Source organism: Microbacterium azadirachtae (assembly GCF_025583665.1).
In the GTDB taxonomy this organism is placed as follows: domain Bacteria; phylum Actinomycetota; class Actinomycetes; order Actinomycetales; family Microbacteriaceae; genus Microbacterium; species Microbacterium azadirachtae.
Genome location: NZ_CP099706.1, coordinates 1,218,137 through 1,242,858 on the forward strand (window position 1 = coordinate 1,218,137; position 24,722 = coordinate 1,242,858).

Here is a 24,722-nt window from a genome sequence, read left to right on the forward strand (position 1 = left end):
GCCCCTTCCGGAGGCGGTGTCAGATCACTGCACGGCCTTGAGCGCGTTCACGATGCCGTGTCCGTAGTAGCTGTTCAGCTCAGGGGTGCCGACGCACGCCGCACCCTCGTCGTACTGCGGGGCGGAGCAGGCGGTCGGCGTGGCGTCGTCCTCGAGCTTCTGCACCAGCTGGGCCGGGCTCAGCTCGGGGTGAGCCGACTTCATCAGGGCGAGCACGCCGGCGACGTGCGGGGACGCCATCGAGGTGCCGCTCTTGAGCCCGTACTTGCCGCCGGGGATCGTGGAGAGGATGCGGGAGCCAGGGGCCGCCACGTCGATCTCGCCGAGACCGCGGTTGGAGAAGTAGGACAGCTGGCCGTCCTTGGTCAGCGAGGCGACGGTCACGACGCCGGGCACCTGCGCCGGGATGTCCTTGCAGCCCTGGTTGATCGTGCGCGGCGTGGGGGTCGCCGCATCGTCCGGGCTGCCCTCGTCGCGCGTGTTCACCGTCAGGTCGAGGCCGGAGTTGCCGGCCGCCGCAGCGCTCACGACGCCCTTGGCGCTGGACCAGTTCACCGCGCGGGCGACGGCCTCACGGACCGCGGCCTGATCCGGCTGGTCGTCGCACCAGAACTCGAACGGGTCGATGTAGTAGCTGTTGTTGGTCACGTCCATGCCGCGCTGCGCGGCCCACATGAAGCCGCAGACCGCGTACTCCGGGTAGATGAAGCCGTCGTCGTTGACCACCTTGACGGAGGCGAGGCGCACGTTCGGCGCGACGCCCACGATGCCGGCGCCGTTGCGGGCGGCCGCGATCGTGCCGGCGACGTGGGTGCCGTGATCCGAGGTGGTGGGGTACCAGCCGCCCGCGGCCTGGTCGGGGCGCCCGCCGGCGGTGCAGTTGACCGAGTCGGCGACGTCGATGTTCGACTGGAGGTCGGGGTGGGTCGGGTCGATGCCGGAGTCCAGAACGCCGACGAGCACGTTGCGGCTGCCGTCGGTGACCTGGTGCGCCTGATCCGCCTGGATCATCGTCATGTCCCACTGCTGACCCTCGAGCGAGTCGGATCCGGTCGCGGGCACCGGCTCGGTGGGCTCGTCGCCGTTGACGGGCTTGTTCTTGCCCTTGTTCCAGCCCGACGACCCCGGACCCCACGGAGCCTGGGGACCCGTGACCTTGTCCTTCACCTCGACGGTGCGGGTCGCCCCGACCGACTGGACGACGTTCTTGCCCTTGGCCTTGACCGTGTCGCGGAACGCGGCCCGGTCGGACTGGGCGATCACGACGCCGATCTCGGGCCAGCTCTGCACGACCACGCCTCCGGCGTCGGTCACCGCCTTCTCGGCCTTGCGGGTCTGGCCGGGGTTGGCCTGGCCCGTGTTGACGACGTAGCTCATCACGGTGCCGTCGGGCGGATTGATCGGGACGGGCGTGGACGGATCGTCCGTCGCCGCGGTGGCGCTGACGGTTCCCGCCAGGACCAGGCCCAGCGCCGCGACGGTGCAGGCGATGGTGCGGATCGGACGGGCGGATTTCGACATCCTCATCGGTGAGGGTCCTCTCGTGCGGTGAAGACCGGTTCGGCGACCGGCGCGGGCGGGTGGCCCTGTCATCGTTTCTATCGGTCGTTCCCAGCCAGTTCAATGCTTGCTGATAAGCCTCGCTCAGGGTATGGACCGCTCCGGGCGGGGCGGCACAGCCTCGGCCGCTACCGTGGAAGGCATGACCGATTCCGCCCCCGCCCGCCGATCCACGCTGACCTGGCCATGGGCGGCCGCGATCGACGCGCTGCTCGTGCTGGTCTTCGCGACGATCGGCCGCGCCAGCCACGAGCACTCCCTGGATGTGCTCGGCGTGCTGGAGACCGCCTGGCCGTTCCTCGTGGGGCTCGCCGCGGGCTGGGCCGTGCTGCGCGCGTGGAGGGCGCCCGTGGCGCCGCTGCGCACCGGGGCTTTGCTCGTGGTGATCACGGTCGTGGTCGGGATGCTGCTGCGTGTGGTGTCGGGCGGGACGACCGCGGTGGCGTTCGTCATCGTCGCCACGGTGACCCTGCTGGTGTTCCTGGTCGGGTGGCGCGGCATCGCGCTTCTCGTCGCGCGCCGGCGCGTGCGTCGCTGAGGCGGCGCTCCGGCCGACCGGGCGGGGTTACGGCGTCGCGCGCTCGAGCTGCGTGATCAGGGCGCGGTGATCGCTGCCGCCGGCGCCCGCGGGGAGGACGGCTGCCCCGGAGGCGCGCCACTGCTCGGTCGCCATCACGTGGTCGATCGGCGCGCCCAGGAGTGCGGGAACCGACGTCGGCCAGGTGCCGACGGCGCCGGATCCGGCGCGCGACGCCGCGTCGCGGCATGCGCCGAGGTCTCCGCCCGCGGTGCCGAGTCCCGACATGTGATCGAGCGTCGCGTTGAAGTCGCCCGCCAGGATCACGTTCTTCCCGGCGGGGCACTGGTCGGCGACCCACCGCAGATCCTTCGCCCAGCCGTCCATCTCGTCCTGGCGCGGCGCGACCGTGTGCACGGCGACGACAGTCGGCCCGTCGCCGTCGACCGGCATGACCACGGCGCTCGGCACCGAGGAGGTGTTGCTCGATCCGTCGGCCGACGACGGGATCACGGAGTAGTCGCCGAGGGCGGGGGAGATCAGCACGGTCGTCTGCCACGAGTCCGGACCCTGGGTCACCTCGGGGCGGTACTGCACGTGGTGCACCCACATCGGGTGCCCCGCATCGCGCAGCTTCAGCGCGATGTCCTCGCCCACGGCCTCGGTGGTCTCGGGCAGGGCGACGATGTCGGCCTGCTGCGAGACGACGGTCTGCGCGATCTCGTCGGCGGAGACGGCTTCGCCCGCCGTGTTCCAGGCGAGCACCCGCACGCTCGACGACGTCTTCGCCGGGAGGGCGTCGGCGGTGTCCACCCCGCGCAGCGCGAGGATCGCGGCGGAGGCTCCGCCGCCGAGCAGTGCGACGATCGCGAGGGAGGCGGCGAACCCGCGCAGCGGGCGCGCCAGCATGAGCAGCAGGGCGAGCAGCAGGATCCCGGCGAACGCGATGACCAGCACCGCGCGAGACGCCACGATCTGCGTGATCGGGAACGTCTGCTCGAGATGGAAGAACTGCGGCCAGGTCACGATCGCCGTGGCGATCGCGAAGAGGACGGTGAGCAGGATCCCGATCAGTCGAAACATCGTCTCCGAGCCTAGGCGAGCGGATCTGTGAGGCGTCTGGTGTGCGGCCGGCGGCCCACGCCCTGCGGGATCGCTACGCTCGGAGGATGACCGATGCCGATCCCACGTCGCGACCCGCCCTGTTCGCCGGACCGGTCGATCTGCATCTGCACTCGAACCGCTCCGACGGCACCGAGGACCCGGCCGTCGTCGTCGACCGCGCCGCGGAGCAGGGTGTGCGCACCATCGCCCTCACCGACCACGACACCACCGCCGGCTGGGCCGACGCCGCGGCGGCGACGGCCGTGCGCGGGATGACGTTCATCCCCGGCATGGAGATGTCGTCCAAGGACGGGTGGCGCAGCGTGCACGTGCTCGCGTACCTGTTCGATCCGGCGGATCCGGACCTGGTGGCGGAGACCTCGCGGATCCGCGACGACAGGATCGGCCGTGCCGAGCGGATCGTGCGCAACATCTCGCGCGACTACCCGCTGCGCTGGGCGGACGTGCTGGAGCAGACCGATCCCGATGCGACCGTCGGCCGCCCGCACATCGCCGACGCGCTGGTCGCGCGGGGCATCGTGCGCGATCGCGGCGAGGCGTTCGACGGGATCCTGCACCCGCGCGAGGGCTACTACGAGGGGCACTACGCGCCGGATCCGGTCACCGCGATCGAGCTCATCACCGCGGCCGGCGGCGTGGCCGTGATCGCGCATCCGGCCGGTCGCGAGCGGATGTCCGATGCCACCCTGCGGCGTCTCATCGACGCGGGCCTGGGCGGTCTGGAGATCGACCACCGCGAGAACACCGCGGAGGGGCGCGCGTGGCTGCACGGCATCGCCGCCGAGCACGACCTCATCATCACGGGCTCCAGCGACTACCACGGGACGGGCAAGCCCAACCTGCCGGGGGAGAACACGACGACCACGTCGATGATGCAGCGCATCATCGACCGCGGATCCGGATCCGCGCCGGTCTACCCCGTCGGCTGAGCCTCCCGGACGCCGAGACCCCCTTCTGCCGCCGAGACCCCCGTGCAGATCGGTTGCTGCACGGGGGTCTCGGCGCTCAGAGGGGGCCTCGGCGTGGTGGTGGGGCCTCAGGCGCCGGTCTGCGGGGCGCTGCCCCCGGCCGCACCGCCCGAGGGGCGGCGACGGCGGCGGCGGCGCTGCGGGGCCGGCTTGCCGTCGTGGTGCTCGGCGCCCTGGCCGTCGTGCGTGCCGGAGCCCTCGGCGCCGCGGTCCGCATCGCCGGCCGGGACGTCCTTCGCGGCGGGCGCCTCGGCGCCCTCGGCGAACGTGGATCCGACGCCCTCCGCGGCACGGCGGCGGCGACGGCGGCGACGCGTGGTGCCCTCGCTCGCGCCTTCCGCGGCGGCCTCGGTGGCGCGCTGCGGCTCGCGCTGCTTGCGCGCGGGCTTCTCGGAGACGGGGGCCGTGACCAGACGCCCCTTCGTGCCGGCGGGGATGTCGAGGTCCTCGTACAGGTGCGGGCTGGAGGAGTAGGTCTCGATCGGCTCCGGCTGGCCGAACTCGAGGGCGCGGTTGATCAGGGCCCACTTGTGCAGGTCCTCCCAGTCCACGAACGTGACGGCGATGCCGGTGCGGCCCGCGCGGCCCGTGCGGCCGGCGCGGTGCAGGTACGTCTTGTCGTCGTCCGGGATGGTGTGGTTGATCACGTGGGTGACGTCGTCGACGTCGATGCCGCGGGCGGCGACGTCGGTCGCGACGAGCACGTCCTTCTTGCCGGCCTTGAACGCGGCCATCGAGCGCTCGCGCTGGTCCTGGCCCATGTCGCCGTGCACGCCGCCGACATTGAAGCCGCGGTCGCTGAGCTCGTCGACGAGGCGCTGCGCGGCACGCTTGGTGCGCGTGAAGATGACGGTCTTGCCGCGGCCCTCTGCCTGCAGGATGCGGGCGATGACCTCGTCCTTGTCGAGCGAGTGTGCCCGGTACACGAGATGGCGGATGTTCGCCTGCGTGAGGCCCTCGTCGGGGTCGTTGGCGCGGATGTGGATCGGGTTCGTCATGAAGCGGCGCGCCAGCGCCACGATCGGACCCGGCATGGTCGCCGAGAACAGCTGGGTGTGCCGCACCGCCGGGACCTTCTGGAAGATCTTCTCGATGTCGGCGAGGAAGCCGAGGTCGAGCATCTTGTCGGCCTCGTCGAGCACGACCTCGGTCGCGTGCGAGAGGTCGAGCAGACGCTGGTTGGCGAGGTCGATGAGACGGCCCGGGGTGCCGACGACGATCTGCGCGCCGGCCTTGAGCTGCTCGATCTGGCCCTCGTACGCCTTGCCGCCGTAGATGGCGACGACGCTCGTGGAACGGCCGGAGGTGAGCAGATCCATGTCCTCGTAGACCTGGACCGCGAGCTCGCGGGTCGGCACCACGATCAGCGCCTTGACGCCGGGCTCCGGGCTCAGGCCCAGACGCTGCACCACGGGGATGCCGAAGCCGAAGGTCTTGCCGGTGCCCGTCTTGGCCTGGCCGATGATGTCCTGGCCGGGAAGGCCGAGGGGGATGGTCTGCTCCTGGATCGGGAAGGCGTCCACGATGCCCTTGGCCGCGAGCGCGTCCACGATGTCCTGGTCGATGCCGAGATCGGAGAAAGTCGTCACTGTCTTCTGTTGCCTGTCCGGCGGGCCCTGCGATCGCTGCGCCGCCTCGTTGATGGGTCCACGCCGAATCCGTATGCACAGGCGCGGGGCTCCGATCCGTCGCCGGAGCGGGATCCAGCCTACCGGAGGCCGCCCTCGTCTCCCGGATCGCGGGGGAGACGGTGCGCGCCGCCCCGTCGCGCCGCGGCCGCTCGAGTAGGCTGAGCGCGTGGTGAGGTGGTTCTGGCAGCGCGACAAGGCGCCGCGGCGCACGCTGGTGCTCCGTTCCCGAGGAGACTCGGGGGATGCGACCCGCGTCGACTTCGCGGAGCTCGCGCCGGAGCTCAACACCTTCCTCGGCCAGGCCGCGTACCTGCAGCTGGGGTACTTCGAGACGCTCACCCGGCTCATCCGCGCCACGAGCGACCTGTCGGAGAAGGAGATCCTCTCCCGGGCCGCCGGTGCCGCTCTCGCGAAGCACCGCGGCATCGTCGACATCATCACGGCACACGGCGACGATCCGACCGAGGTGATGCTGCCGTTCCGCGAGCAGCTCGACGCCTTCCGCCGCAAGACCCTCGGACCGAGGATCGCGGAGACGATGCTCGCGGTCTATCTCACGGCCGGCATGCTCGACGACTTCTACCTCGCGCTCGCGTCCAGCTACGGCGAGACCGGCGCGAAGGTCGCGCAGATCCTCGCCACCGACGACGACCGGCACGAGATCATCGGGATCGTGCAGGCCACCATCGCGAGCGACGAGCAGTGGCGCTCCCTGCTGTCGCTGTGGGGACGCCGCCTGGTGGGCGACACGATCCTCGTGGCGCGTGCGGCGCTGCGCCCGCACCTGCCCGGCGCCGAGGACGACAAGCTCGAGCCGGTGTTCACCGAGCTCATGGGCGCGCACGCCCGCCGCATGGACGCGATGGGCCTGGCCTCGTAGCGGAGCGGAGTCCGCTCAGATGCCGAGCTCGGCGCGGCGCACGGCGTCGCCGTGGTGACGCACGCGCGTGACGACCGCGCCGGCGAGCGCCGAGACCACGACGGCTCCGCCGAGCGCGATCAGCCACAGCCAGACGCTCGACTCCTTCATCCCCGCCCACTGCCCGAGCGTGTAGGCGGCCGCCGCGACCGCGGTCGCGACGGCGGGGACCAGCGCGACCCCGCGCACCTCGCGATGCGGGAGCGCGTAGTGCACCGCGACGCCCAGGACACAGGCGGCGATCAGCGCGAGCAGGATGTACATGCGGCTCAGGCCACGAAGCCGACGCGACGGGACTCCTCGGTCCCGAGCTCGACGTAGCCGAGGTTCGCCGTCGGCACGATGTAGGAGTTGCCCTTGGTGTCGCTCAGCTCGACGTGGCTCGCACCCTGGTCGAGCGCGCCGGCGATCTGCGTGCGCACCTCGTCGGCCGAGGCGGACGTCTCGAAGCTGAGCTCACGGCCGGTGTTGATGATGCCGATGCGGATCTCCACGGAATGCTCCTTGAATGTCGTGCTCTTCGAAAGCGGGTGTCCGGTCACTCTATCGCGGGCCCGACGGGCCGGGATCGAGGGCGGCGCCCTGTTCGCCGAGGGCGATTGCGCCGTCCCGCCCGCAGGGGCGACTGCCGCGGACGAGGCCGATGTCGGCCGCGCCGGATAGCGTGGGAGCATGCTCGACGCCTCCGCCCCGACCCCTGCGCAGGCGGCCGTGATCGACGCGCCGGCGACGGCCGTCGGAACCGTGATCGGCGCTCCCGGCACCGGCAAGACGCACGCGCTGGTGGAGCGCGTCGCGGGCCTGCTCGAGCAGGGGCTGGCCCCCGAGCAGGTGCTCGCGCTGACGCCCAGCAGGCAGGCCGCGACCGCGCTGCGCGACCGGATCGGCGTGCGCGTGCGGGTCGCCACCCCGGGCCCGCTGGCCCGATCCCTCGGTTCCTTCGCGTTCCAGCTGGTGCGCGGCACCATGGTGCACGCGGGCTTCGAGCCTCCGGCGCTGCTCACCGGCGCGGACCAGGACCGGATCATCGCCGATCTGCTCGCCGGCGACGCCGACGACGAGCAGGAGGGGCTCCCGAGCCGCTGGCCCGAGCACCTCGCCGCCACCGTGCGCTCGTCGCGGGCCTTCCGCTCGGAGCTGCGCGCCTTCCTCGCGGAGTGCGTCGAGCTCGGGGTGACCCCCGCGGAGCTGGAGGCCTCGGGCCGCCCGGCCTGGCGGGCGGTGGCGTCCTTCGCCCGCGCGTACCGGAGGGTGCTCGATCGCGCGCGCTCCGCGCATCGGGACGCGGCGGACCTGCTGGCGGAGGCGTCCACGATCCTGCGCACGGCGCAGCCGGACGAGCTCGGGGCTCTCAGCCGGCTGACGGTCGTCCTCATCGACGACGCGCAGGAGCTCACCGCGGGCGGCGTCGCCCTGGTTGCGGCCCTGCGCGCCCGCGGTATCGCGGTGCAGGCGTTCGGGGATCCGGACATCTCCTCCGGAGCGTTCCGCGGCGCGGGACCCGAGCTGTTCGCCGAGGTGGTGGCCATGCTGGGCGACGTGTACGTGCTCGACGCTCCGCACCGCCAGGATCCGCCTCTCACCGCGCTCACCCGCACGGTCGTCCAGACGATCGGCGTGTCGGGCCGGGTCGAGCATCGGCGCGCACCGGTCGCTGCCGACACCGCGGATCCGGACGCGGTGCAGACGTACATCGCGCCCTCGCCGCACGAGGAGCACGACGTCATCGCCCGGACGCTGCGGGAATGGCACCTCCTGCGGGGTGTCGCGTGGGAGCGCATGGCCGTGATCGCGCACGACACCCGGCAGGTCGCCGCGCTGGAGGCGGAGCTTGCTGCACGCGAGGTGCCCACGCGGGCCGCCGGCGTGCAGCGCCCGCTCGGAAGCGAGACCGTGGTGCGGGACATCGTCGGGATCGTGCGGCTCGCCCTCACCGAGCCGGCGGAGCGCGACCCGCAGCTGGTCGCCGAGGCGCTGCGCACGCCGTTCGGCGGACTCGACGGGGTGGGTCTGCGTCGGCTGCGCGCCCGGCTGCGGCACCTCGAGCTCGAGGCGGGGGGATCCGCGCCCGCCCGGCTGCTGCTGCGCGACGGCATCGCGGAGCCCGCCCAGCTCGCCCGGGTCGACACTGCGGAGGCGCGCACGGCCGACCGCTTCGGCACCATGCTGCGCGAGGTGCGGGAAGGATGGCTGCGGGGCGAGACGATCCACGAGCTGCTCTGGCGCGTCTGGGACGCCTCGCGCGCCCCCGACGGACGGCGGCTCGCCGTGGCCTGGCAGGAGATCGCCGAGGGCTCGGGCGGCGGCCGGGCGTCGGGCACCGAGACCGCGCGTGCCCTCGACGCCCTCGTCGCGCTGTTCGACGCGGCCAAGCGCTCGGTCGAGCGCGCCCCGGAGAAGGGGCCCGAGGCGTTCATCCACGACATCCTCGACAGCGAGGTCCCCGAGGACTCGTTGTCGGCCCCGGACCGCCCGGGCACGGTCACCCTGATGACGCCCGCGACCGCACTCGGCACCGAGTTCGACGCCGTGGTGATCGCGGGCGTGCAGGACGGCGTCTGGCCGAACGTCCGGCTGCGCGGAGGCCTGCTGGAGACCTGGCGGCTGGCCGAGGCGGTCGCCGCGGCGCGCTCCGGCGAGCCCGAGCACGTGCACTCCACGCTCGACCGTCGCCGCGCCGCGCTCCATGACGAGCTGCGCCTGTTCGTGCGGGCGATCTCCCGGGCACGCCATCGTCTGCTCGTCACCGCCGTGGACGATGACGATCAGAGCCCGAGCGCGTTCTTCGGCTTCCTGCCGGATCCGCTGCCGGTGGACGAACGTCACGCGCACCCGCTCACGCTGCGCGGACTGGTGGCCCGGCACCGCCGCGTGCTGACCACGTCGGCCGATCCGGCGGCGCGCGCCGCGGCCGCCGGGCAGCTGCGGCTGCTCGCCGAGGCCGAGGTCCCCGGCGCGGATCCCGACGGGTGGTTCGGAGTGCGCGCGCCGTCGGACGACCGGCCGCTGCGCGACCTGGAGACCGGATCGGTCCCGGTTTCGCCGTCCCGCCTGGAGGCGTTCGAGGAATGCGGCGTGAACTGGGTGGTGTCGGCGCTCGGCGGCGACACCGTCGCGCCGCCGAGCGCCGGCATCGGGACCATCGTGCACGCGGCGATGGAGCACGTGCCCGACGGCGACCTCGAGGCCATGCGCCGCATCCTCGACGAGCGCTGGGGCGAGCTGGACTTCGAGACGCCGTGGATCGACGCCAAGGAGCGGCGGCGCGCGGAGCTCTACGTGCAGCGTCTGCACGACTACCTGGCCGAGGTGCGTCGGCAGGGCGGGCGCGTGGTCGCGTCGGAGGGCGGGTTCCGCTTCGCCGTCGATCTCGGGCCGGATCCGCGGCCGCACCCGGTCGATCCCGAGCATCCCGAAGGTCAGGCGGTCGTCAGCGGATACATCGACCGGGTCGAGGCGTATCCGGCGGGCTCCGGGGAGCACGAAGCCGCGCGCGGACGCACGTGGAGCGCGATGTCGTCCGCTGCAGAGGGGGAGCGGGTCGTCGTGGTGGATCTGAAGACCGGCAAGTACGAGCCGGAGACGGAGGCGAAGGTCGTGGAGCACGCGCAGCTCGCCGCCTACCAGCTCGCGGTCGAGCAGGGCCAGGTGGAGGGCGCGGATCCGACGGCGCTCGCCGGCGCCCGGCTGGTGCTCGTCGCGCAGACCATCGGGCAGAGCCCCTACCGGGTGGCGCATCAGCATCGGCTCGGGGACGAGGCGCGCGCCGCCTTCCTGGAGCGCGTGGCCGAGGCGGGCCGCGGCATGGCGGCGTCGAGCTTCACGGCGCAGGTCGAGGCGCACTGCGCCGACACCCAGGTGCGGATCAGCCCCTGCCGCATCCACTCGATCCCGGCGGTGAGCGCATGAGCGTCGTGACCGGTGCGGCGCGGGGCGTCGCGGAGCGATCCGGCGGCGAGGAGTGGACCGAAGGCGGGCAGGGCGGCCACGGCATCGCCGCGACCGACATCTCGGCGGCGCTCGGCCTCCCGACCCCGACCGAGGCGCAGCAGCGCGTCATCGAGGCACCGCCGGCACCGGCGCTCGTCGTCGCCGGCGCGGGCAGCGGCAAGACCGAGACCATGTCCGGGCGCGTCGTCTGGCTCGTGGCGAACGGCTTCGTCGAGCGCGACGAGATCCTCGGTCTCACCTTCACGCGCAAGGCGGCAGGAGAGCTCGCCGAGCGCATCGCGCTGCGCCTGGACCGCATCGACGAGTACGGGCGCCGCGGACTGCTGCCGCACCTGCCGGAGATCGTGCGCAGCGGTGCCCTGGAGCGGATCGGCGCCGCGTCGTCCCCAGCGCAGCGCGCCGCCGTGCAGCGCGAGGTGCTGGACGCCCTCGCCGAGCGGTACGAGACGGGCTGGGATCCGTCCGCGCCGCGCGACGCCACGGATCTGATCATGCGCCCGCGGGTCTCGACGTACAACGCGTTCGCCGACGGCATCGTGCGCGAGCACGCGGCCCACATCGGCCGCGACCCCGACGCCGCGATGCTCAGCCAGTCCGCCTCATGGCTCATCGCCCGCGCGGTGGTGCTGCGGGCGGAGATCCCCGGACTCGAGGAGGTCGATCGCTCGCTGAACGGCGTGATCGACGCGGTGCAGCGCCTGGCGGGGGACGTGCTGGACCACCGGGTCGACCTCGACGCCATGGTCCGCATCGCCGTGCAGCAGGCCGACGCCTTCGAGCCCTACCGCGGCAGCGTGGACGTGGGCAAGGCCGTCGAGAACCTCAGGGCCATGCCGATCCTCGCGGATCTGGTGCGCGAGTACATCGCGGAGAAGTCGCGTCGGGGCGTGCTCGACTTCGCCGACCAGGTCGGCGGCGCGTTCGACATCGTGCAGGCGTCCCCGGAGGTCCGTGCCGAGCTGCGCGCCCAGCATCGGGTCGTGCTGCTCGACGAGTACCAGGACACGTCCGTGATCCAGACCCGGTTCCTCGCCGCGCTGTTCCGCGACGGCGCCGTGATGGCCGTGGGCGATCCGCATCAGTCGATCTACGGCTGGCGCGGTGCCAGCGCCGACAACCTGTACGCGTTCGGACGCACCTTCGCCGACGAGCAGGCTGCGCGCACCTACAGTCTGATGACGAGCTGGCGCAACGACGAGCGCATCCTGCACGTCGCGAACCGGGTGCTGCAGCCGCTGCAGCGCCCGGGGCTGGACGTGCCGGCGCTCGAACCCCGCCCCGGTTCCGGCCAGGGCACAGTGGACGTGCGCTATGCCGAGACCGTCGACGACGAGGCCGCCGACGTCGCCGCGTGGTTCGCGGAGAGGCGCGCCGCGCACGACGAGGCGTCGGCAGGGCGTCCGCACACGGGCGCGATCCTGTTCCGCTCCAAGCGGCACATGCAGACGTTCGCGGGCGCGCTCGCGGCCCGGGGGATCCCGCACCGGATCCTCGGACTCGGCGGCCTGCTCGCGACCCCCGAGGTCGTCGATGTGGTGTCGGCGCTGCGGGTGATCCACGATCCCACGGCCGGGTCCGCGCTGATCCGGCTCCTGGTCGGGCCCCGGTTCGCGATCGGGGTGGCCGACATGGCGGCCCTGTACGACCTCGCCCGCGAGCTGGCGGTGCGCGACGGTTCGCTCGCCCCGCTCACCGATGAGCTGAAGCAGCGCCTGCGGTCCTCCCGCGGCGCCGACGAGGCGGTCTCCATCGTCGATGCGGTCGACTTCGTGCGCACCGCGCGAGACGACTACCGGCTGCTCGAGGGGATCAGCCCGACGGGTCGCGCGCGCCTGCGGGCGGCCGGGGAGATGCTGGAACGGCTGCGCCGCGCGGCGGGGCAGCCCATCCTCGAGCTCATCCGCACGATCGAGACCGAGCTGCGCCTGGACATCGAGCTCGCCGTGAACGAGACGCGAGGTCCCGCGCGGGTCGCCGCGACGCAGCTGCGCGCCTTCGGAGACGAGGTGCGCGCGTTCCTCGTCGCCGACGACCGGGGCACGATCTCGAGCCTGCTGGCGTGGCTGGACAAGGCCGAGATGACGGACGAGCTGATGCCGCGCACCGAGCCGCCGGAGCCGGGCGTGGTGCAGCTGCTCACGATCCACGGCTCCAAGGGCCTGGAATGGGACGCGGTCGCGGTGGTGCGCCTCGTCGAGGACGAGCTGCCCGGGCGGATCTCCGACGCGCAGGGCTGGTTCGGATTCGGCGTGGTGCCGTTCGCGCTGCGCGGTGACAGCGACGCACTGCCGCGGTTCCAGTGGGATCCGGAGGCGGCCAAGGACGGGGCCGGCACGGATCCCCGCAAGCGCGAGAAGGCCGCTCTCGATTCGCTCGCCGCGGGCATCACGAAGGCGTACCCGCGCGGGGGAGCGCTGCGGCGGTTCAAGGACGACTACCGCGACTATCAGCGCGCGGAGGAGCGCCGCCTCGCCTACGTCGCGGTGACCCGTGCGCGCACCGATCTGCTGCTGACCGGTTCGCACTGGTCGGGGCAGAAGAACATGCGCAAGCCCAGTCCCTACCTGCAGGAGGCGATCGAGGAGCTCGGGCTCGCCCCGCTGCCTGAGGCGCTCACCGAGGACAATCCCTATGAGGGCACGGCGCGCACGAGCGTGTGGCCGATGGATCCGCTGGGCGGCCGTCGCTCCCGCGTGACGGCGGCGGCGGAGGAGGTGCGCCGGGCGATCGCGGATCCGCAGCCGGCGGCGCCCACCGAGGAGCTCGCCCGCCTGCTCGCCGAACGCGCAGCCCGACAGCGGGGCATCGTCGTCGACGCCCCCACCCGCGTTCCCGCGTCCCGGTTCAAGGACTACGTCGCCGACTACGGCGGAACGGTCCGCACGCTCGGCCGGCCCATGCCGGAGAGGCCGTATCGGCAGACCCGTCTCGGCACGCTGTTCCACGCCTGGGTCGAGCACCGCTCCGGATCCGTCGGGGTCGGCACGTCGTTGGACGACGGCCTCTGGGAGCTCGACGACGACCTCACAGCCGCGGGGACCGCGGCGGAGGCGGGGGACGGGGCCGCGGCGGACGAGATCGCCCGCGCCGACGCCGAGGACCTCGCGCGTCTGCGGGAGATCTTCGAGCGCAGCGAGTGGGCGCCGCTCAAGCCGATCGCGGTGGAGACGGAGATCGACTTCGCCCTGCCTGTCGGCGAGGGCGAGCCCGCCCGCATCGTCATCTGCAAGCTCGACGCCGTCTACCGTCGCGCGGACCGCGGCGGGCGGATCGAGATCGTGGACTGGAAGACGGGACGCCCTCCGGCGACGGCGGCCGAGCGCGAGGAGCGCATGCTGCAGCTCGCGCTCTACCGGCTCGCGTACCACCGCCGGTATGGAGTGCCGCTGGACGAGATCGACGTGGCGCTGTTCTACGTCGCCGACGACCTCGTGCTGCGCGGCGACACGGTCTACTCGGAGGAGGCGCTGGTCCAGCGCTGGAACGCGGCCCGCGCCGCGCGGTGAGCGTCGGCCACATCGGCCTCCGAGCCGGCGATGCCGCCCTCGCTGGGCAGCAGGGTGCCGGGGCGCGCCGCGCGATCGTCGTCCTCGTCGTCGTCCGAGCGGCCCTGGCGCGCGTCACCGGAGTCCGAGCGTGACGGGCGCAGGTCGCTGAGATCCTCGGTCGCGTTCGGATCGAGATCCTCGATCGCGCCGGTCGCGGTGAGGTCCTGCGCGTGCCGGTCGGCGTCCGCGGCATCCGGATCCGCCGACGCGACGTCATCCGCGCCGCGCCCCTCGATGGCATCCTCCGCGCCGCCGGCGGAGCCGCCGCGCGGTCCGAACGCGGACGTGTCGTCGGTCGCGATGCCCGCGAAGGCACTCGCGTCATAGGTGTCGGTCTGCATCGACGTGTCGATGCGATTGGCGCCGGTCGCGGGCACGCGGTCCAGGGCGGACATCGCCTCGTCCACGCCCGCTCCCGCGCCCGCACGTGGTGCGAGGTCGTCGTGGATGCCGTCGGCCAGGGCGTCGAGCAGGTGCGCGGCGTCGTCGACGATGTCGGGGCGGTGGGTGTCGTGACCGTGCAGCAGCCAGCGTGCGAGCTCCAGCTCGGCGAGCAGCCGGGCACGGATCCCGAGGCCGGTGTCGGGGGCGCGCAGGGTGGCGGACGCGTAGGCGTCCAGGACGTCGTCGCGCGCGTCCGCGGCCAGGGTCAGCCATGCGAGGTCGATCGCGGGGTCGCCGATCGAGAGGGCGTGCCAGCCGAGGATCCCGGTCACCCGCGGGCCGCGCTCGTCGTCGTCGGAGAAGAGGAACGACTCCGCGTGGGCGCCGCCGAGCGTCACCGCGGACTCGAAACGCCACAGGTCGTCGGCCTCGACCGCTTCGCGCCAGCGCACCGTGAGGCGCGCCGACACGCGACCGGTGGCCGCGGCGCGGTCGATGAGCACGCGCACGTCGTCGCGCGCCTCGGCGGGCGTGCGCTCGGCGAGACCCGCCCCGCGCACGACCGACACGGGCAGCGCGTGCACGCCCGCGATCGCCTTGCCGATGGACACGGCGGCGCCGGGGCCCGGCGGCAGATCGGCCGCGTCGATCTGGAACCCGGGGAGCAGCGTGGTGACCAGGGCGCGCGAGTCGCCCACCCGGCCGTCGCCGAGGTGCTCCGGCGCGGCGAAGCGCAGCATCGACCGGGCGCCGGGGGTCAGCGCCCGCAGCGCCAGGCTCTCCTTGGCGAGCTCGGACGCGGTGTCGTCGTCGTTCGAAGCGCGGATCGCGACCTCGGTGCCGTCGGCGAGCGTGGCCACGGCCGAATCGAAGCGGGCGTCGCCGTCCGAGGACAGGACGCGGGCGCCGACGACATCGGCTCCGGGCACCGCCGCCGTGACCGCCGCGGCTAGAGTGAAGGGTGAGCGAGCCATGTCACCAGGGTAGGTCGAGCCTCGTCCGCACAGGGCCCGCCACGCCTGCGAGAAGGGGAGTCGAGACCGTGCCGGAGACCGTCCCCGAACCCGTCGCCGACGATGCCGCCGCCCTCGATGCCGCCGTCCTCGACGGGGTCGTGCCGGAGGGCGCGTCCCTCGACCGGGCCGGCGAGTGGCGGGAGGACCCCGATGCGATCCCGCGCCTCCGCGCCGACGGACGCACCGGCGTCCTGGTCGTGCGCGAGCGCCGGGTGCCGCTCGGCGACGACGGTCTCATCCTGGTGCCTGCGGGCGATCCCGTGCTCGCGCGCACCAGGGAGTGGGCGCTGCTGGGACGCCGTCCGGACGGCACGGGGCTGCTGCTCGCGCTGCAGGACCCCGAGGACGACACCGACGCCGACGGATCCTGGGCACCGCGGTGGAGCGATCTGCGCGAGGCGCTTCCGGTGGTCGACGCCGCCGACGGCGAGCTCGTCGTCGCGGCGATCGCGCTGGCCGGGTGGCTGCGCGACGCGGGCTTCTGCCCCGCGTGCGGGCATCCCGCGGAGCTCCGGCAGAACGGGTGGTCGCGGCACTGCGTCTCCTGCGGACGCGAGCACTTCCCGCGCACCGATCCCGCCGTCATCGTCGCCGTGCAGAGTGCCGACGGCGAACGGCTGCTGCTCGGCGCCAACGCGCAGTGGAAGGGACGCTTCCACTCCTGCTTCGCCGGGTTCGTCGAGGCGGGGGAGTCGCTGGAGACGACCGTCCATCGCGAGCTCTTCGAGGAGGCCGGCGTGCGTGTGCGCGACCTCCGCTACTTCGCCTCGCAGCCCTGGCCCTTCCCGCGCTCGCTCATGGTCGGCTTCCACGCCACCGCGGTGGACGAGCAGGCGGCCCACGGCGACGGCGAGGAGATCATCGACGTGCGCTGGCTGACGCGCGCGGAGATCGGATCCGCGCTCGCCGGATCCGGCCCGGTGGGCCTTCCGGGCGCCGCCTCGATCGCGCACCGTCTGATCGTCGACTGGTATCGGCGGTGAGCGCGCTCGACGGACTCGACGAACGCCAGCGGGAGGCGGCGTCCGTGCTGCGCGGACCCGTCGCGGTGCTGGCCGGCGCGGGGACCGGCAAGACACGCGTGATCACCCACCGCATCGCGCACGGCGTCGAGACCGGCGCGTACTCGCCGGGGCGCGTGATGGCGGTGACGTTCACGGCGAAGGCCGCGGGAGAGCTCCGGGGCCGGCTGAGGACGCTCGGCGTGCAGGGCGTCGCCGCGCGCACGTTCCACGCCGCGGCGCTCGCCCAGCTCGGCTTCTTCTGGCCGCAGCTGGCCGGTTCCCCGGCGCCGGCGATCGTCGACAACAAGGTGCGGCTGCTCGCCCAGGCGGCCGACATGCTGCGGCTTCGGCCGGACACCGCGACGCTGCGGGACCTGGCCTCCGCGATCGAATGGCGCAAGGTCTCGATGCTGTCGATCGAGGAGGCCGCCGCGCGCGGACGTTCGATCGGGCGGTTCGACGCGGGCCAGGTCGCCGAGCTCTCCCGCGCCTACGAGACGCTCAAGGACGATCGTCATCAGCTCGACTTCGAGGACGTGCTGCTCGCCTGCGCCGGGATGCTCGAGGCAGAGCCGCGGGTCGCCGCGGCCGTGCACGAGCAGTACCGGCACTTCACGGTCGACGAGTACCAGGACGTCTCGCCACTGCAGCATCGCCTGCTGGAACTGTGGCTCGGCGATCGCGGAGACCTCTGCGTCGTGGGCGACGCGTCGCAGACCATCTACTCGTTCGCCGGCGCCGACCAGAACTACCTCCTCGACTTCGCACGCCGGCACGCGGACGCGACGGTCGTGCGGCTCGAGACCAACTACCGCTCCGCGAGCGGCGTGCTCGACGTGGCCAACGCACTCATGAAGGGTCGCCCCGGAGCCCTCGAGCTGGTCCCCGCCGCGCGCCGGGGAGAGCAGCCGACCGGCGAGGTCGTGGACAAGGCGGTCGTGGTCGCGTTCGACGACGACGCCGCGGAGGCCAGAGGCGTCGCGACGGCGATCGCCGCGCGGATCGCCTCCGGCGTGCCGCCCGAGCAGATCGCCGTGCTCTACCGCGCGCACTCCCAGTCCGCGGCGCTGCTGCAGGCGCTCGCCGCGGCCGGCGTGGCCGCGACCGTTCTCGGCGGCAAGCGCTTCTTCGATCTGCCGGAGGTGCGTCAGGCGGTGCAGGCCCTGCGCGCGGCTGCGGTCGCGCCGCAGCAGCACTCCTTCCTCGCGGCGGTGCGGGACGTGCTGCGCGGTCTCGGGTACAGCGACGAGCCGCCCGAGGCGGGCGGCGCGCTGCGCGATGCGTGGGAGGCCCGCCGCGCGGTACTGCGTCTCGCGGAGGACGCCCCGGTCGGCACCACGATGCGCGACTTCGCCGACGACCTCTTCGCGCGAGCCAAGGACCAGCACGAACCGGTGCTGCGCACGGTGACGCTCTCGACCCTGCATGCGGCGAAGGGCCTGGAGTGGCCCGAGGTCTACCTGGTCGGCTGCTCCGAGGGCCTGCTGCCGATCTCGTACGCGAGCGGGTTCGAGGCCATCGACGAGGAGCGTCGGCTCGCCTATGTGGGCGTCACGCGGGCCGCGCGAGCGCTGACGCTGACCTGGTCGCGGGACGTGGACCGGGCAGGACGACGCCCGTCGCGCTTCCTTGCGGAGATCGGCAGAGGCAGTCTGCGTGAAATTCCACCGTCTGCGATGATCGCCCCCCGTCGCGACGGATCCTGATCCGGCGGCCGGAACCGCTCCGCTCGAGGGGACCCCTCGCAGCGAGCAGATCCGCCACCGCGTCCGCTGCGGCGGCGACGACGCCGAGCGGCACCCGGCCGGGATCCCTCTCCATCAGCTGGACGTGCAGCGCCGCCCAGGCGTGATCGCGCTCGCGATCGTGCGAGTCGCGGCAGGACAGGCACGGCGAGCGGCCGGGGAGCACGAGCGGGCCGACGACGGATCCGCCGGCGTCGAAGGCGACGGGCAGGTGCGCCCGATCCTCCGCGAGGAGCGCGGCGGCGTCGCGTGCGGGCACGGCACCGTGTCGCACGAGCACGGTGGCCGCCTCCGGCGCGTCCGTCACGTCGACCCGCGCGTCGGCGAGCGCCTCCTCGAGCCGGAGCACCGTGCGCGCGCCGACCGCGGCTGAGGCCTCCAGCCGCACCGCGTACCTGGCGGCCTCTCCCACGAGCACGGGAGCGAGGCGGGCGCGCAGCCGCCGCGCCTCGGGCAGCGGCGCGCCCGCGCTGTGGGCGATCACCTCGAAGGCCCGCTCGTCGATGCCGCGCATCAGCGCATGCAGGACGCGCGGGACCCATGCGCCGTCGACGGACAGGGTCAGCGCCGCCTCCGCGCCGATCTGCACGGTGTCGGCGTCGCGCCAGAGCACCGGTTGGGCGGGATCGAGGCGGATCGTCGGCATCCCCCGATCATGTCCGGATCCGCGCCGGCGTCGCGGCGGGATCCGGAATCGGTGGACAACTCGCTCAGACGGGCTTCTCGCCGGATCCCGCGGGTCCGGCCTCAGGGCCGTCCGAGCGCGGTCCGTCCGGATCGGATCCGTCCGGGCCCGGCTCGCCGAAGTCCTCGCCGCGGAGCAGGCGCTCCAGCGCCTCGTCCATCTCGTCCGGCGCCGGCTCCTCGCCACGGGCGCGCGCCTGCAGCCGGGCCACCAGGGCCGCGGGGTCGTCGATGTCGGAGGAGTCGGGCATCAGGTCGGGGTAGTCCCACAGGGCGTCGCGCGCCTCGACGCCGACCGCGTCGGTGACGGCGCGCCACATCGCGGCGGCCTCGCGCAGCCGCCGGGGGCGGATCTTCAAGCCGACGAGCGCGCCGAGCGCGTCCTCGGCCGGGCCGCCGGCCGCGCGCCGGCGACGGGCGGCCTCGGCGATCCGCACGCTGTCCGGCAGCCGGGAGGTCGCCTGCGTGGTGACCACGTCGACCCAGCCGTCGATCGTCGCGATGAGGTTCTCCAGCCGTTCCAGGGCCTCGCGCTGCACCTCGGAGAGCTCCGGAAGGAGCGCGCCGCCCTCGATCGCCTCGCGCAGCTCCTCGGGGTTCGACGGGTCGAGGCGGCCCGCCACGTCCTCGAGCTTGTCGACGTCGACCGTCACGCCTTTCGCGAACTCGGTGATCTGGGTCATCACGTGCAGGTGCAGCCAGCGCGCGTGCCGGTACAGCCGCGCATAGGCGATCTCCCTGGCCGCGAGGTACAGCGCGATCTGGTCCTCGGGGATCTCCAGCCCCTCGCCGAACGCGGCGAGGTTCTGCGGGACCACGGCGGCCGTGCCGGCCGGGAGCACGGGGATCCCGACATCGCCGCCGGAGACCACCTCGAGCGACAGGTTGCCGAGCACCTGGCCGAACTGCATCGCGAACACCGAGCTGCCGATGCCGCGCATCAGGCGGCCCGCGCCCTGCACCGCCCCCCGCATCTCCTCGGGGGTCTGGCCCTCGAGCGCGGCCATCAGCGCGTCCGCGATGCTCGTGGACACGGGAGCGGCCACCTCCTTCCACACCGGCAGCGTCTGCTCGACCCATTCGCCGCGCGTGAGCGCGCGCGGAGCGGATCCGAGCTCCGAGATCGTGGTCGCCTCACCGACCCACAGGTCCGCGAGGGCGAAGGCGTCGGCGATCGACGAGCGCGCCCCGGAGTCGATGCCGAGACCGTCGCGGTTCGCGATGTGCAGGGCCTGTCGCAGCGCCGTCTCCCACGGGTCGCCGCTCATCGCGTGCTGCATCTGCTGCATCATCTGCTGCATCATCGCGGGATCGAGGTTCAGGCCCTCCATGCCCTGCAGCGCGCTCAGATCGAAGTCCTCCGCCGATCCGCCGAGCATGCGGCGCAGGAACTGCAGGAAGTCCTCGGAGTTCGGGTCGTTCTCAGCCATCGGGAGCCCTCTCAGCACGTGTATAGCCCGTGCTGACTACGCTAGTTGCACCACCAGTGCGAGTGCTCCGAACCGGCCGCTCCGCTGTACGCCGCTCGCGAACGAGCACCGAGCATCCCTGGGAGACACATGACGAGCACCCGCTCCGGCCGCGGTACCCGGATCGGTCTCATCGCCTTCATCGCCTCTCTCGCAGCGCTGCTGGTGCTGACGTTCCTGCCGCTGCCGTACGTGATCGAGCAGCCGGGACCCGTGTTCAACACGCTCGGAGAGGTCAAGGACGCCCAGGGCAAGAGCGTGCCGCTCATCTCCGTGACCGGGGCCGAGACGCACCCGACCAAGGGCGCGCTGGATCTGACCACCGTCCAGGTCGTCGGCAACAGGGAGACGCCGCCGTCCTGGATGCAGATCGTGCTCGCCTGGTTCGACCCCTCGAAGGCCGTCGTGCCGGTCGACGCCGTGTTCCCGCAGGGCGTCACGTCCACCCAGCGCGATCAGGCGAACCAGCTGATGATGGTCGACTCCCAGCAGGAGGCGACCGCCGCGGCCCTGCGCGAGCTCGGACACACGGTGCCGGTCGCGATCCAGGTCGCCACGGTGACGGATGACGGCGCCGCGCACGGCATCCTGCAGAAGGGCGACACGCTCGTGGCGCTCAACGGCACCAATCCGACCGATTCGAACGCCCTGCGCGCGGAGATCCAGGACGCGCAGGGAGCGCCCGTGACGCTCACGATCGAACGCGACGGGCAGCGCAAGGACGTCTCGGTCACCCCGAGGCGGCAGACCGCCGACGGCACGAGCCGCTGGCTTCTCGGCGTGACGCTGCAGCAGAAGTACACCTTCCCGATCGACGTGAAGCTGCAGCTCGACAACGTGGGCGGACCGAGCGCGGGGATGATGTTCGCGCTCGGGATCATCGACACGCTGACCCCGGGCGCCCTCAACGGCGGCAAGCAGGTCGCGGGCACGGGCACGATCACGGCGGACGGGACGGTCGGCCCGATCGGCGGCATCCGCCAGAAGCTGTACGGTGCCCGCTCCGCCGGGGCGACGTGGTTCCTCGCGCCGGGGGCCAACTGCGACGAGGTCTACGGGCACGTTCCGGCCGGGCTCACCGTGGTGCGCACCGACAGCCTGCGCGAGTCGCTGGACGCGCTGAAGGTCATCGCCGACGGGGGAGACACGGCCAAGCTGCCCACGTGCACCGCCGCCGACGTGAAGAAGTAGCGCCCGCGGTCGCGATGCGTTCGCGACGGGCGAAGCCGGGCATGCCGCGGCTCAGGATCCCGGGAATCCGCCGACCTAGGATGGAACGGTGACCTCACCTGCACCGGCCGCACCCCGAACCGCCCGCCGCATCGTCCTCGCGACGGTGGTGATCCTCGCCGTGCTCATCGCCGCGTTCTTCGTGTTCGCGACGATGTACACCGACTTCCTCTGGTACGACCAGCTGAACTTCGCGCAGGTGCTCACCACGCGATGGATCGCCACGGCCACGATGTTCGTGGTCGGGTTCCTCGGCATGGCCGTCCCGATGTTCATCTCGATCCAGCTCGCCTACCGGCTGCGCCCCGTGTACGTGCGGCTGAGCTCGCAGCTGGACCGCTACCAGGAGGTGGTCGAGCCGCTGCGCCGCCTCGCCATGTGGGGGATGCCGGTGTTCTTCGGGCTGTTCGCGGGCTTCGCCGCCGCCGGGCAGTGGGAGATCGTCTGGCAGTGGGCGAACGGCACCGCGACCGGGAAGACCGACGCGCAGTTCCACCTCGACACCGGGTTCTATCTCTTCGACCTGCCGTTCTACGAGGCGCTGCTCGGTTTCGTCTCGGCCGTGCTGATCCTGAGCCTGCTCGTCTCGGCGCTCGTGCTGTACCTGTACGGCTCGGTGCGCGTCGGGCAGGGCGAGCTGCGGATCTCCAAGGCCGCACGCGTGCAGCTGGCCGTGATCGCCGGCGTGTATCTGCTCGTCCAGGCCATCAGCCTGTGGGTCGATCGCTACAAGACCCTCACCGCGACCGAGGACAAGATCACCGGTGCGGCCTTCACCGGGGTGAACGCCACGATCCCGGGCCTGTCGATCCTCGCGATCATCGCGGTCCTCGTGGCCGTGCTCTTCTTCGTCACGGCCGTCATCGGCCACTGGCGCTTCCCGCTCGCGGCGACCGCGCTGCTGATCGTCGCCGCGCTCGTGCTCGGCATCGGGTACCCGTGGGCGGTGAACACCTTCCAGGTGAAGCCGAACCAGAACCAGCTCCAGGCCCAGTACTACGAGCGCAACCTGAAGGCGACCAAGGCCGCCTACGGCATCGACGACGTCGAGACCACTCCGTTCAAGGCGCAGACGTCGGCCGAGCCGGGGCAGCTGCGCAGTGACGCCGACACCACGGCCTCCATCCGGATCATGGATCCGAACGTCATCGGCCCGACGTTCCAGCAGCTCGAGCAGTACCGCAGCTATTACAAGTTCCCGCAGAAGCTCGACGTCGACCGGTACAAGATCGACGGAAAGAACCAGGACGCGGTGGTCGCCGTCCGTGAGATCGACACGAGCCGCATCCCCAGCCAGACCTGGAACAACAGCACCCTCGTGTACACCCACGGCTACGGTCTCGTCGCCGCGGCGGGCAACCAGCGCACGGACGACGGAGAGCCGGTGTTCCTGGAGCGGGGCATCCCGACCTCGGGCGCGCTGACCGGAAGCCAGAAGTTCGAGCCGCGCGTGTACTTCGGCGAGAACTCGCCGGCCTACTCGATCGTCGGCGCCCCCAAGGGCACCGCGCCGGTCGAGATCGACTACCCGCGCGGCAAGGACTCGAGCGAGAACCAGACCAAGACGACCTTCACCGGCGACGGCGGACCGCGCATCGGCAACTTCTTCACGAAGCTGCTGTACGCGCTGAAGTTCCAGTCCGAGCAGATCCTCTTCTCGGACAGCGTGAACCAGGACTCGCAGATCCTGTACGACCGCGATCCGACGACGCGCGTGCAGAAGGCCGCGCCCTACCTCACGCTCGACAGCGATCCGTACCCGAGCATCGTGGACGGGCGGATCGTGTGGATCGTCGACGGCTACACCACGAGCTCGAGCTACCCGTACTCGACGACCGTGAACCTGCCCAAGGCGATCAGCGACTCGGTGAACACCCAGCCCGGGTTCGTCACCGACGACATCAACTACATCCGCAACTCGGTCAAGGCGACCGTCGACGCCTACGACGGCAAGGTCACGCTCTACGCCTGGGATCCGGCGGATCCGGTCCTGAAGACCTGGCAGAAGATCTATCCGTCCACGCTCAAGCCGATCAGCGACATGTCGGCGCAGCTGATGAGCCACGTGCGCTACCCGACCGACCTGTTCAAGGTGCAGCGCGCGATGCTCGGCACGTACCACGTGTCCGACGCCGCCTCGTTCGCCCGGCAGGACAATCTCTGGGAGACTCCGAACGACCCGCAGAGCGACTCCGCCAACCCCGAGCTGCAGCCGCCTTACTACCTGAGCATGAAGATGCCGGGGCAGGACCAGTCGCAGTTCTCGATGTACACGACGTTCATCCCCGCCTCGCAGGGCTCCAACAGCCGCAACGTGCTGTTCGGCTACCTGGCGGTCGATGCGGACGCGGGATCGACCGCGGGCAAGAAATCGTCGTCCTACGGCAAGCTGCGCATGCTCGAGATCGATGCGGACACGACCGTGCCGGGCCCCGGTCAGGTGCAGAACTCGTTCGATTCGGATCCGACGGTGGGCCAGCAGCTCAACCTGCTCAAGCAGGGCCAGTCGAAGGTCACGCACGGCAACCTGCTGACGCTGCCCGTCGGTGGCGGCTTCCTGTACGTGCAGCCTGTGTTCGTACAGTCCTCGGGCGGCACGCAGGTGCCGCGCCTGCAGAAGATCCTCGTCGCGTTCGGTGACAAGATCGCCTTCGCGGACACGCTCACCGAGGCGCTGGACCAGCTCTTCGGCGGCAACTCCGGCGCGACGGGCGGCGACAACAACGTCACCCCGACACCGACGCCCACGCCCGGATCCGGGACGGGCACGACGCCGCCGACCGGTGACGCTGCGTTCCAGGCCGCCCTGGCCGACGCGAAGGCGGCGATGCTCGCCCGCGACGCGGCCCTGAAGGCCGGCGACCTGTCGGAGTTCGCGGTGCAGGACCAGAAGCTCACGGACGCCGTGAACCGGCTTCTGCAGCTTCAGCAGAGCGGGAGCAGCACCACGAAGTAGCCCCGATTGGCGCTC

Annotated in this window: 16 protein-coding genes; 9 read left to right on the top strand and 7 right to left on the bottom strand. The window is 72.4% G+C overall.

Annotation, left to right across the window (positions count from 1 at the left end; genetic code table 11):
• Positions 1-24 precede the first annotated feature (24 nt).
• On the bottom strand, positions 25-1,521 hold the full coding sequence (locus tag NFX31_RS05775) for a S8 family peptidase (RefSeq protein WP_262956973.1): 1,497 nt from the start codon (positions 1,519-1,521) through the stop codon (positions 25-27).
• Between the two features lie 181 nt (positions 1,522-1,702).
• Here NFX31_RS05775 and NFX31_RS05780 point away from each other — a divergent pair, with 181 nt between their 5' ends.
• Entirely contained in the window at positions 1,703-2,098 is a 396-nt protein-coding gene (locus NFX31_RS05780; RefSeq protein WP_045251458.1) for a DUF3054 domain-containing protein, read from the top strand.
• Between the two features lie 27 nt (positions 2,099-2,125).
• Here the strand turns inward: NFX31_RS05780 and NFX31_RS05785 are convergent, their stop codons facing one another.
• Entirely contained in the window at positions 2,126-3,160 is a 1,035-nt protein-coding gene (locus tag NFX31_RS05785; protein ID WP_262956974.1) for an endonuclease/exonuclease/phosphatase family protein, read from the bottom strand.
• A gap of 86 nt (positions 3,161-3,246) precedes the next feature.
• Here NFX31_RS05785 and NFX31_RS05790 point away from each other — a divergent pair, with 86 nt between their 5' ends.
• Positions 3,247-4,131: a PHP domain-containing protein gene (locus NFX31_RS05790; protein ID WP_262956975.1), complete on the top strand. Its 885-nt coding sequence runs from the start codon at positions 3,247-3,249 to the stop codon at positions 4,129-4,131.
• Between the two features lie 107 nt (positions 4,132-4,238).
• Here NFX31_RS05790 and NFX31_RS05795 read toward each other — a convergent pair whose 3' ends face one another.
• Positions 4,239-5,759 (bottom strand): DEAD/DEAH box helicase, encoded by a 1,521-nt coding sequence (locus NFX31_RS05795; protein WP_262956976.1) that lies wholly within the window; start codon positions 5,757-5,759, stop codon positions 4,239-4,241.
• 208 nt (positions 5,760-5,967) lie between these two features.
• On the opposite strand from NFX31_RS05795, the gene NFX31_RS05800 reads away from it, so the two are divergent.
• Positions 5,968-6,681: a ferritin-like fold-containing protein gene (locus tag NFX31_RS05800; protein WP_091480584.1), complete on the top strand. Its 714-nt coding sequence runs from the start codon at positions 5,968-5,970 to the stop codon at positions 6,679-6,681.
• Between the two features lie 15 nt (positions 6,682-6,696).
• Here NFX31_RS05800 and NFX31_RS05805 read toward each other — a convergent pair whose 3' ends face one another.
• Entirely contained in the window at positions 6,697-6,984 is a 288-nt protein-coding gene (locus NFX31_RS05805) for a hypothetical protein (protein WP_045249164.1), read from the bottom strand.
• Between the two features lie 5 nt (positions 6,985-6,989).
• The gene (locus NFX31_RS05810; RefSeq protein WP_045249165.1) at positions 6,990-7,214 is read right to left on the bottom strand and encodes a DUF3107 domain-containing protein; all 225 of its coding nucleotides are present in this window, start codon (positions 7,212-7,214) and stop codon (positions 6,990-6,992) included.
• A gap of 178 nt (positions 7,215-7,392) precedes the next feature.
• Here NFX31_RS05810 and NFX31_RS05815 point away from each other — a divergent pair, with 178 nt between their 5' ends.
• Positions 7,393-10,629 carry an ATP-dependent helicase gene (locus NFX31_RS05815; protein ID WP_262956977.1) on the top strand — a complete coding sequence of 1,079 codons (3,237 nt, stop codon included), beginning with the start codon at positions 7,393-7,395 and terminating at the stop codon, positions 10,627-10,629.
• Positions 10,626-14,177, top strand: coding sequence for an ATP-dependent DNA helicase (locus tag NFX31_RS05820; protein ID WP_262956978.1), 3,552 nt, complete (start codon positions 10,626-10,628; stop codon positions 14,175-14,177). Before NFX31_RS05815 ends, NFX31_RS05820 begins: the two co-directional genes overlap by 4 nt.
• On the opposite strand, the gene NFX31_RS05825 is transcribed toward NFX31_RS05820, so the two are convergent.
• A complete protein-coding gene (locus tag NFX31_RS05825; protein ID WP_262956979.1) occupies positions 14,123-15,577 on the bottom strand; it encodes a protein kinase family protein in 1,455 nt (484 codons plus the stop codon). The genes NFX31_RS05820 and NFX31_RS05825 overlap by 55 nt on opposite strands.
• A gap of 68 nt (positions 15,578-15,645) precedes the next feature.
• Between NFX31_RS05825 and nudC the strand changes: the two genes are divergently transcribed.
• Complete coding sequence (gene nudC, locus NFX31_RS05830; RefSeq protein ID WP_338101497.1) at positions 15,646-16,602, top strand: NAD(+) diphosphatase; 957 nt, start codon at positions 15,646-15,648, stop codon at positions 16,600-16,602.
• Positions 16,599-18,329 (top strand): ATP-dependent helicase, encoded by a 1,731-nt coding sequence (locus tag NFX31_RS05835; RefSeq protein ID WP_091480563.1) that lies wholly within the window; start codon positions 16,599-16,601, stop codon positions 18,327-18,329. Before nudC ends, NFX31_RS05835 begins: the two co-directional genes overlap by 4 nt.
• 749 nt (positions 18,330-19,078) lie before the next feature.
• Here the strand turns inward: NFX31_RS05835 and NFX31_RS05840 are convergent.
• The gene (locus NFX31_RS05840) at positions 19,079-20,482 is read right to left on the bottom strand and encodes a zinc-dependent metalloprotease (RefSeq protein ID WP_091480559.1); all 1,404 of its coding nucleotides are present in this window, start codon (positions 20,480-20,482) and stop codon (positions 19,079-19,081) included.
• A 129-nt stretch (positions 20,483-20,611) separates the two neighbouring features.
• Here NFX31_RS05840 and NFX31_RS05845 point away from each other — a divergent pair, with 129 nt between their 5' ends.
• Positions 20,612-21,712, top strand: a complete 1,101-nt coding sequence (locus NFX31_RS05845) for a YlbL family protein (RefSeq protein WP_045249172.1) — start codon at positions 20,612-20,614, stop codon at positions 21,710-21,712.
• Positions 21,713-21,800: 88 nt separating this feature from the next.
• The gene (locus NFX31_RS05850; RefSeq protein WP_258955451.1) at positions 21,801-24,707 is read left to right on the top strand and encodes a UPF0182 family membrane protein; all 2,907 of its coding nucleotides are present in this window, start codon (positions 21,801-21,803) and stop codon (positions 24,705-24,707) included.
• Positions 24,708-24,722 lie beyond the last annotated feature (15 nt).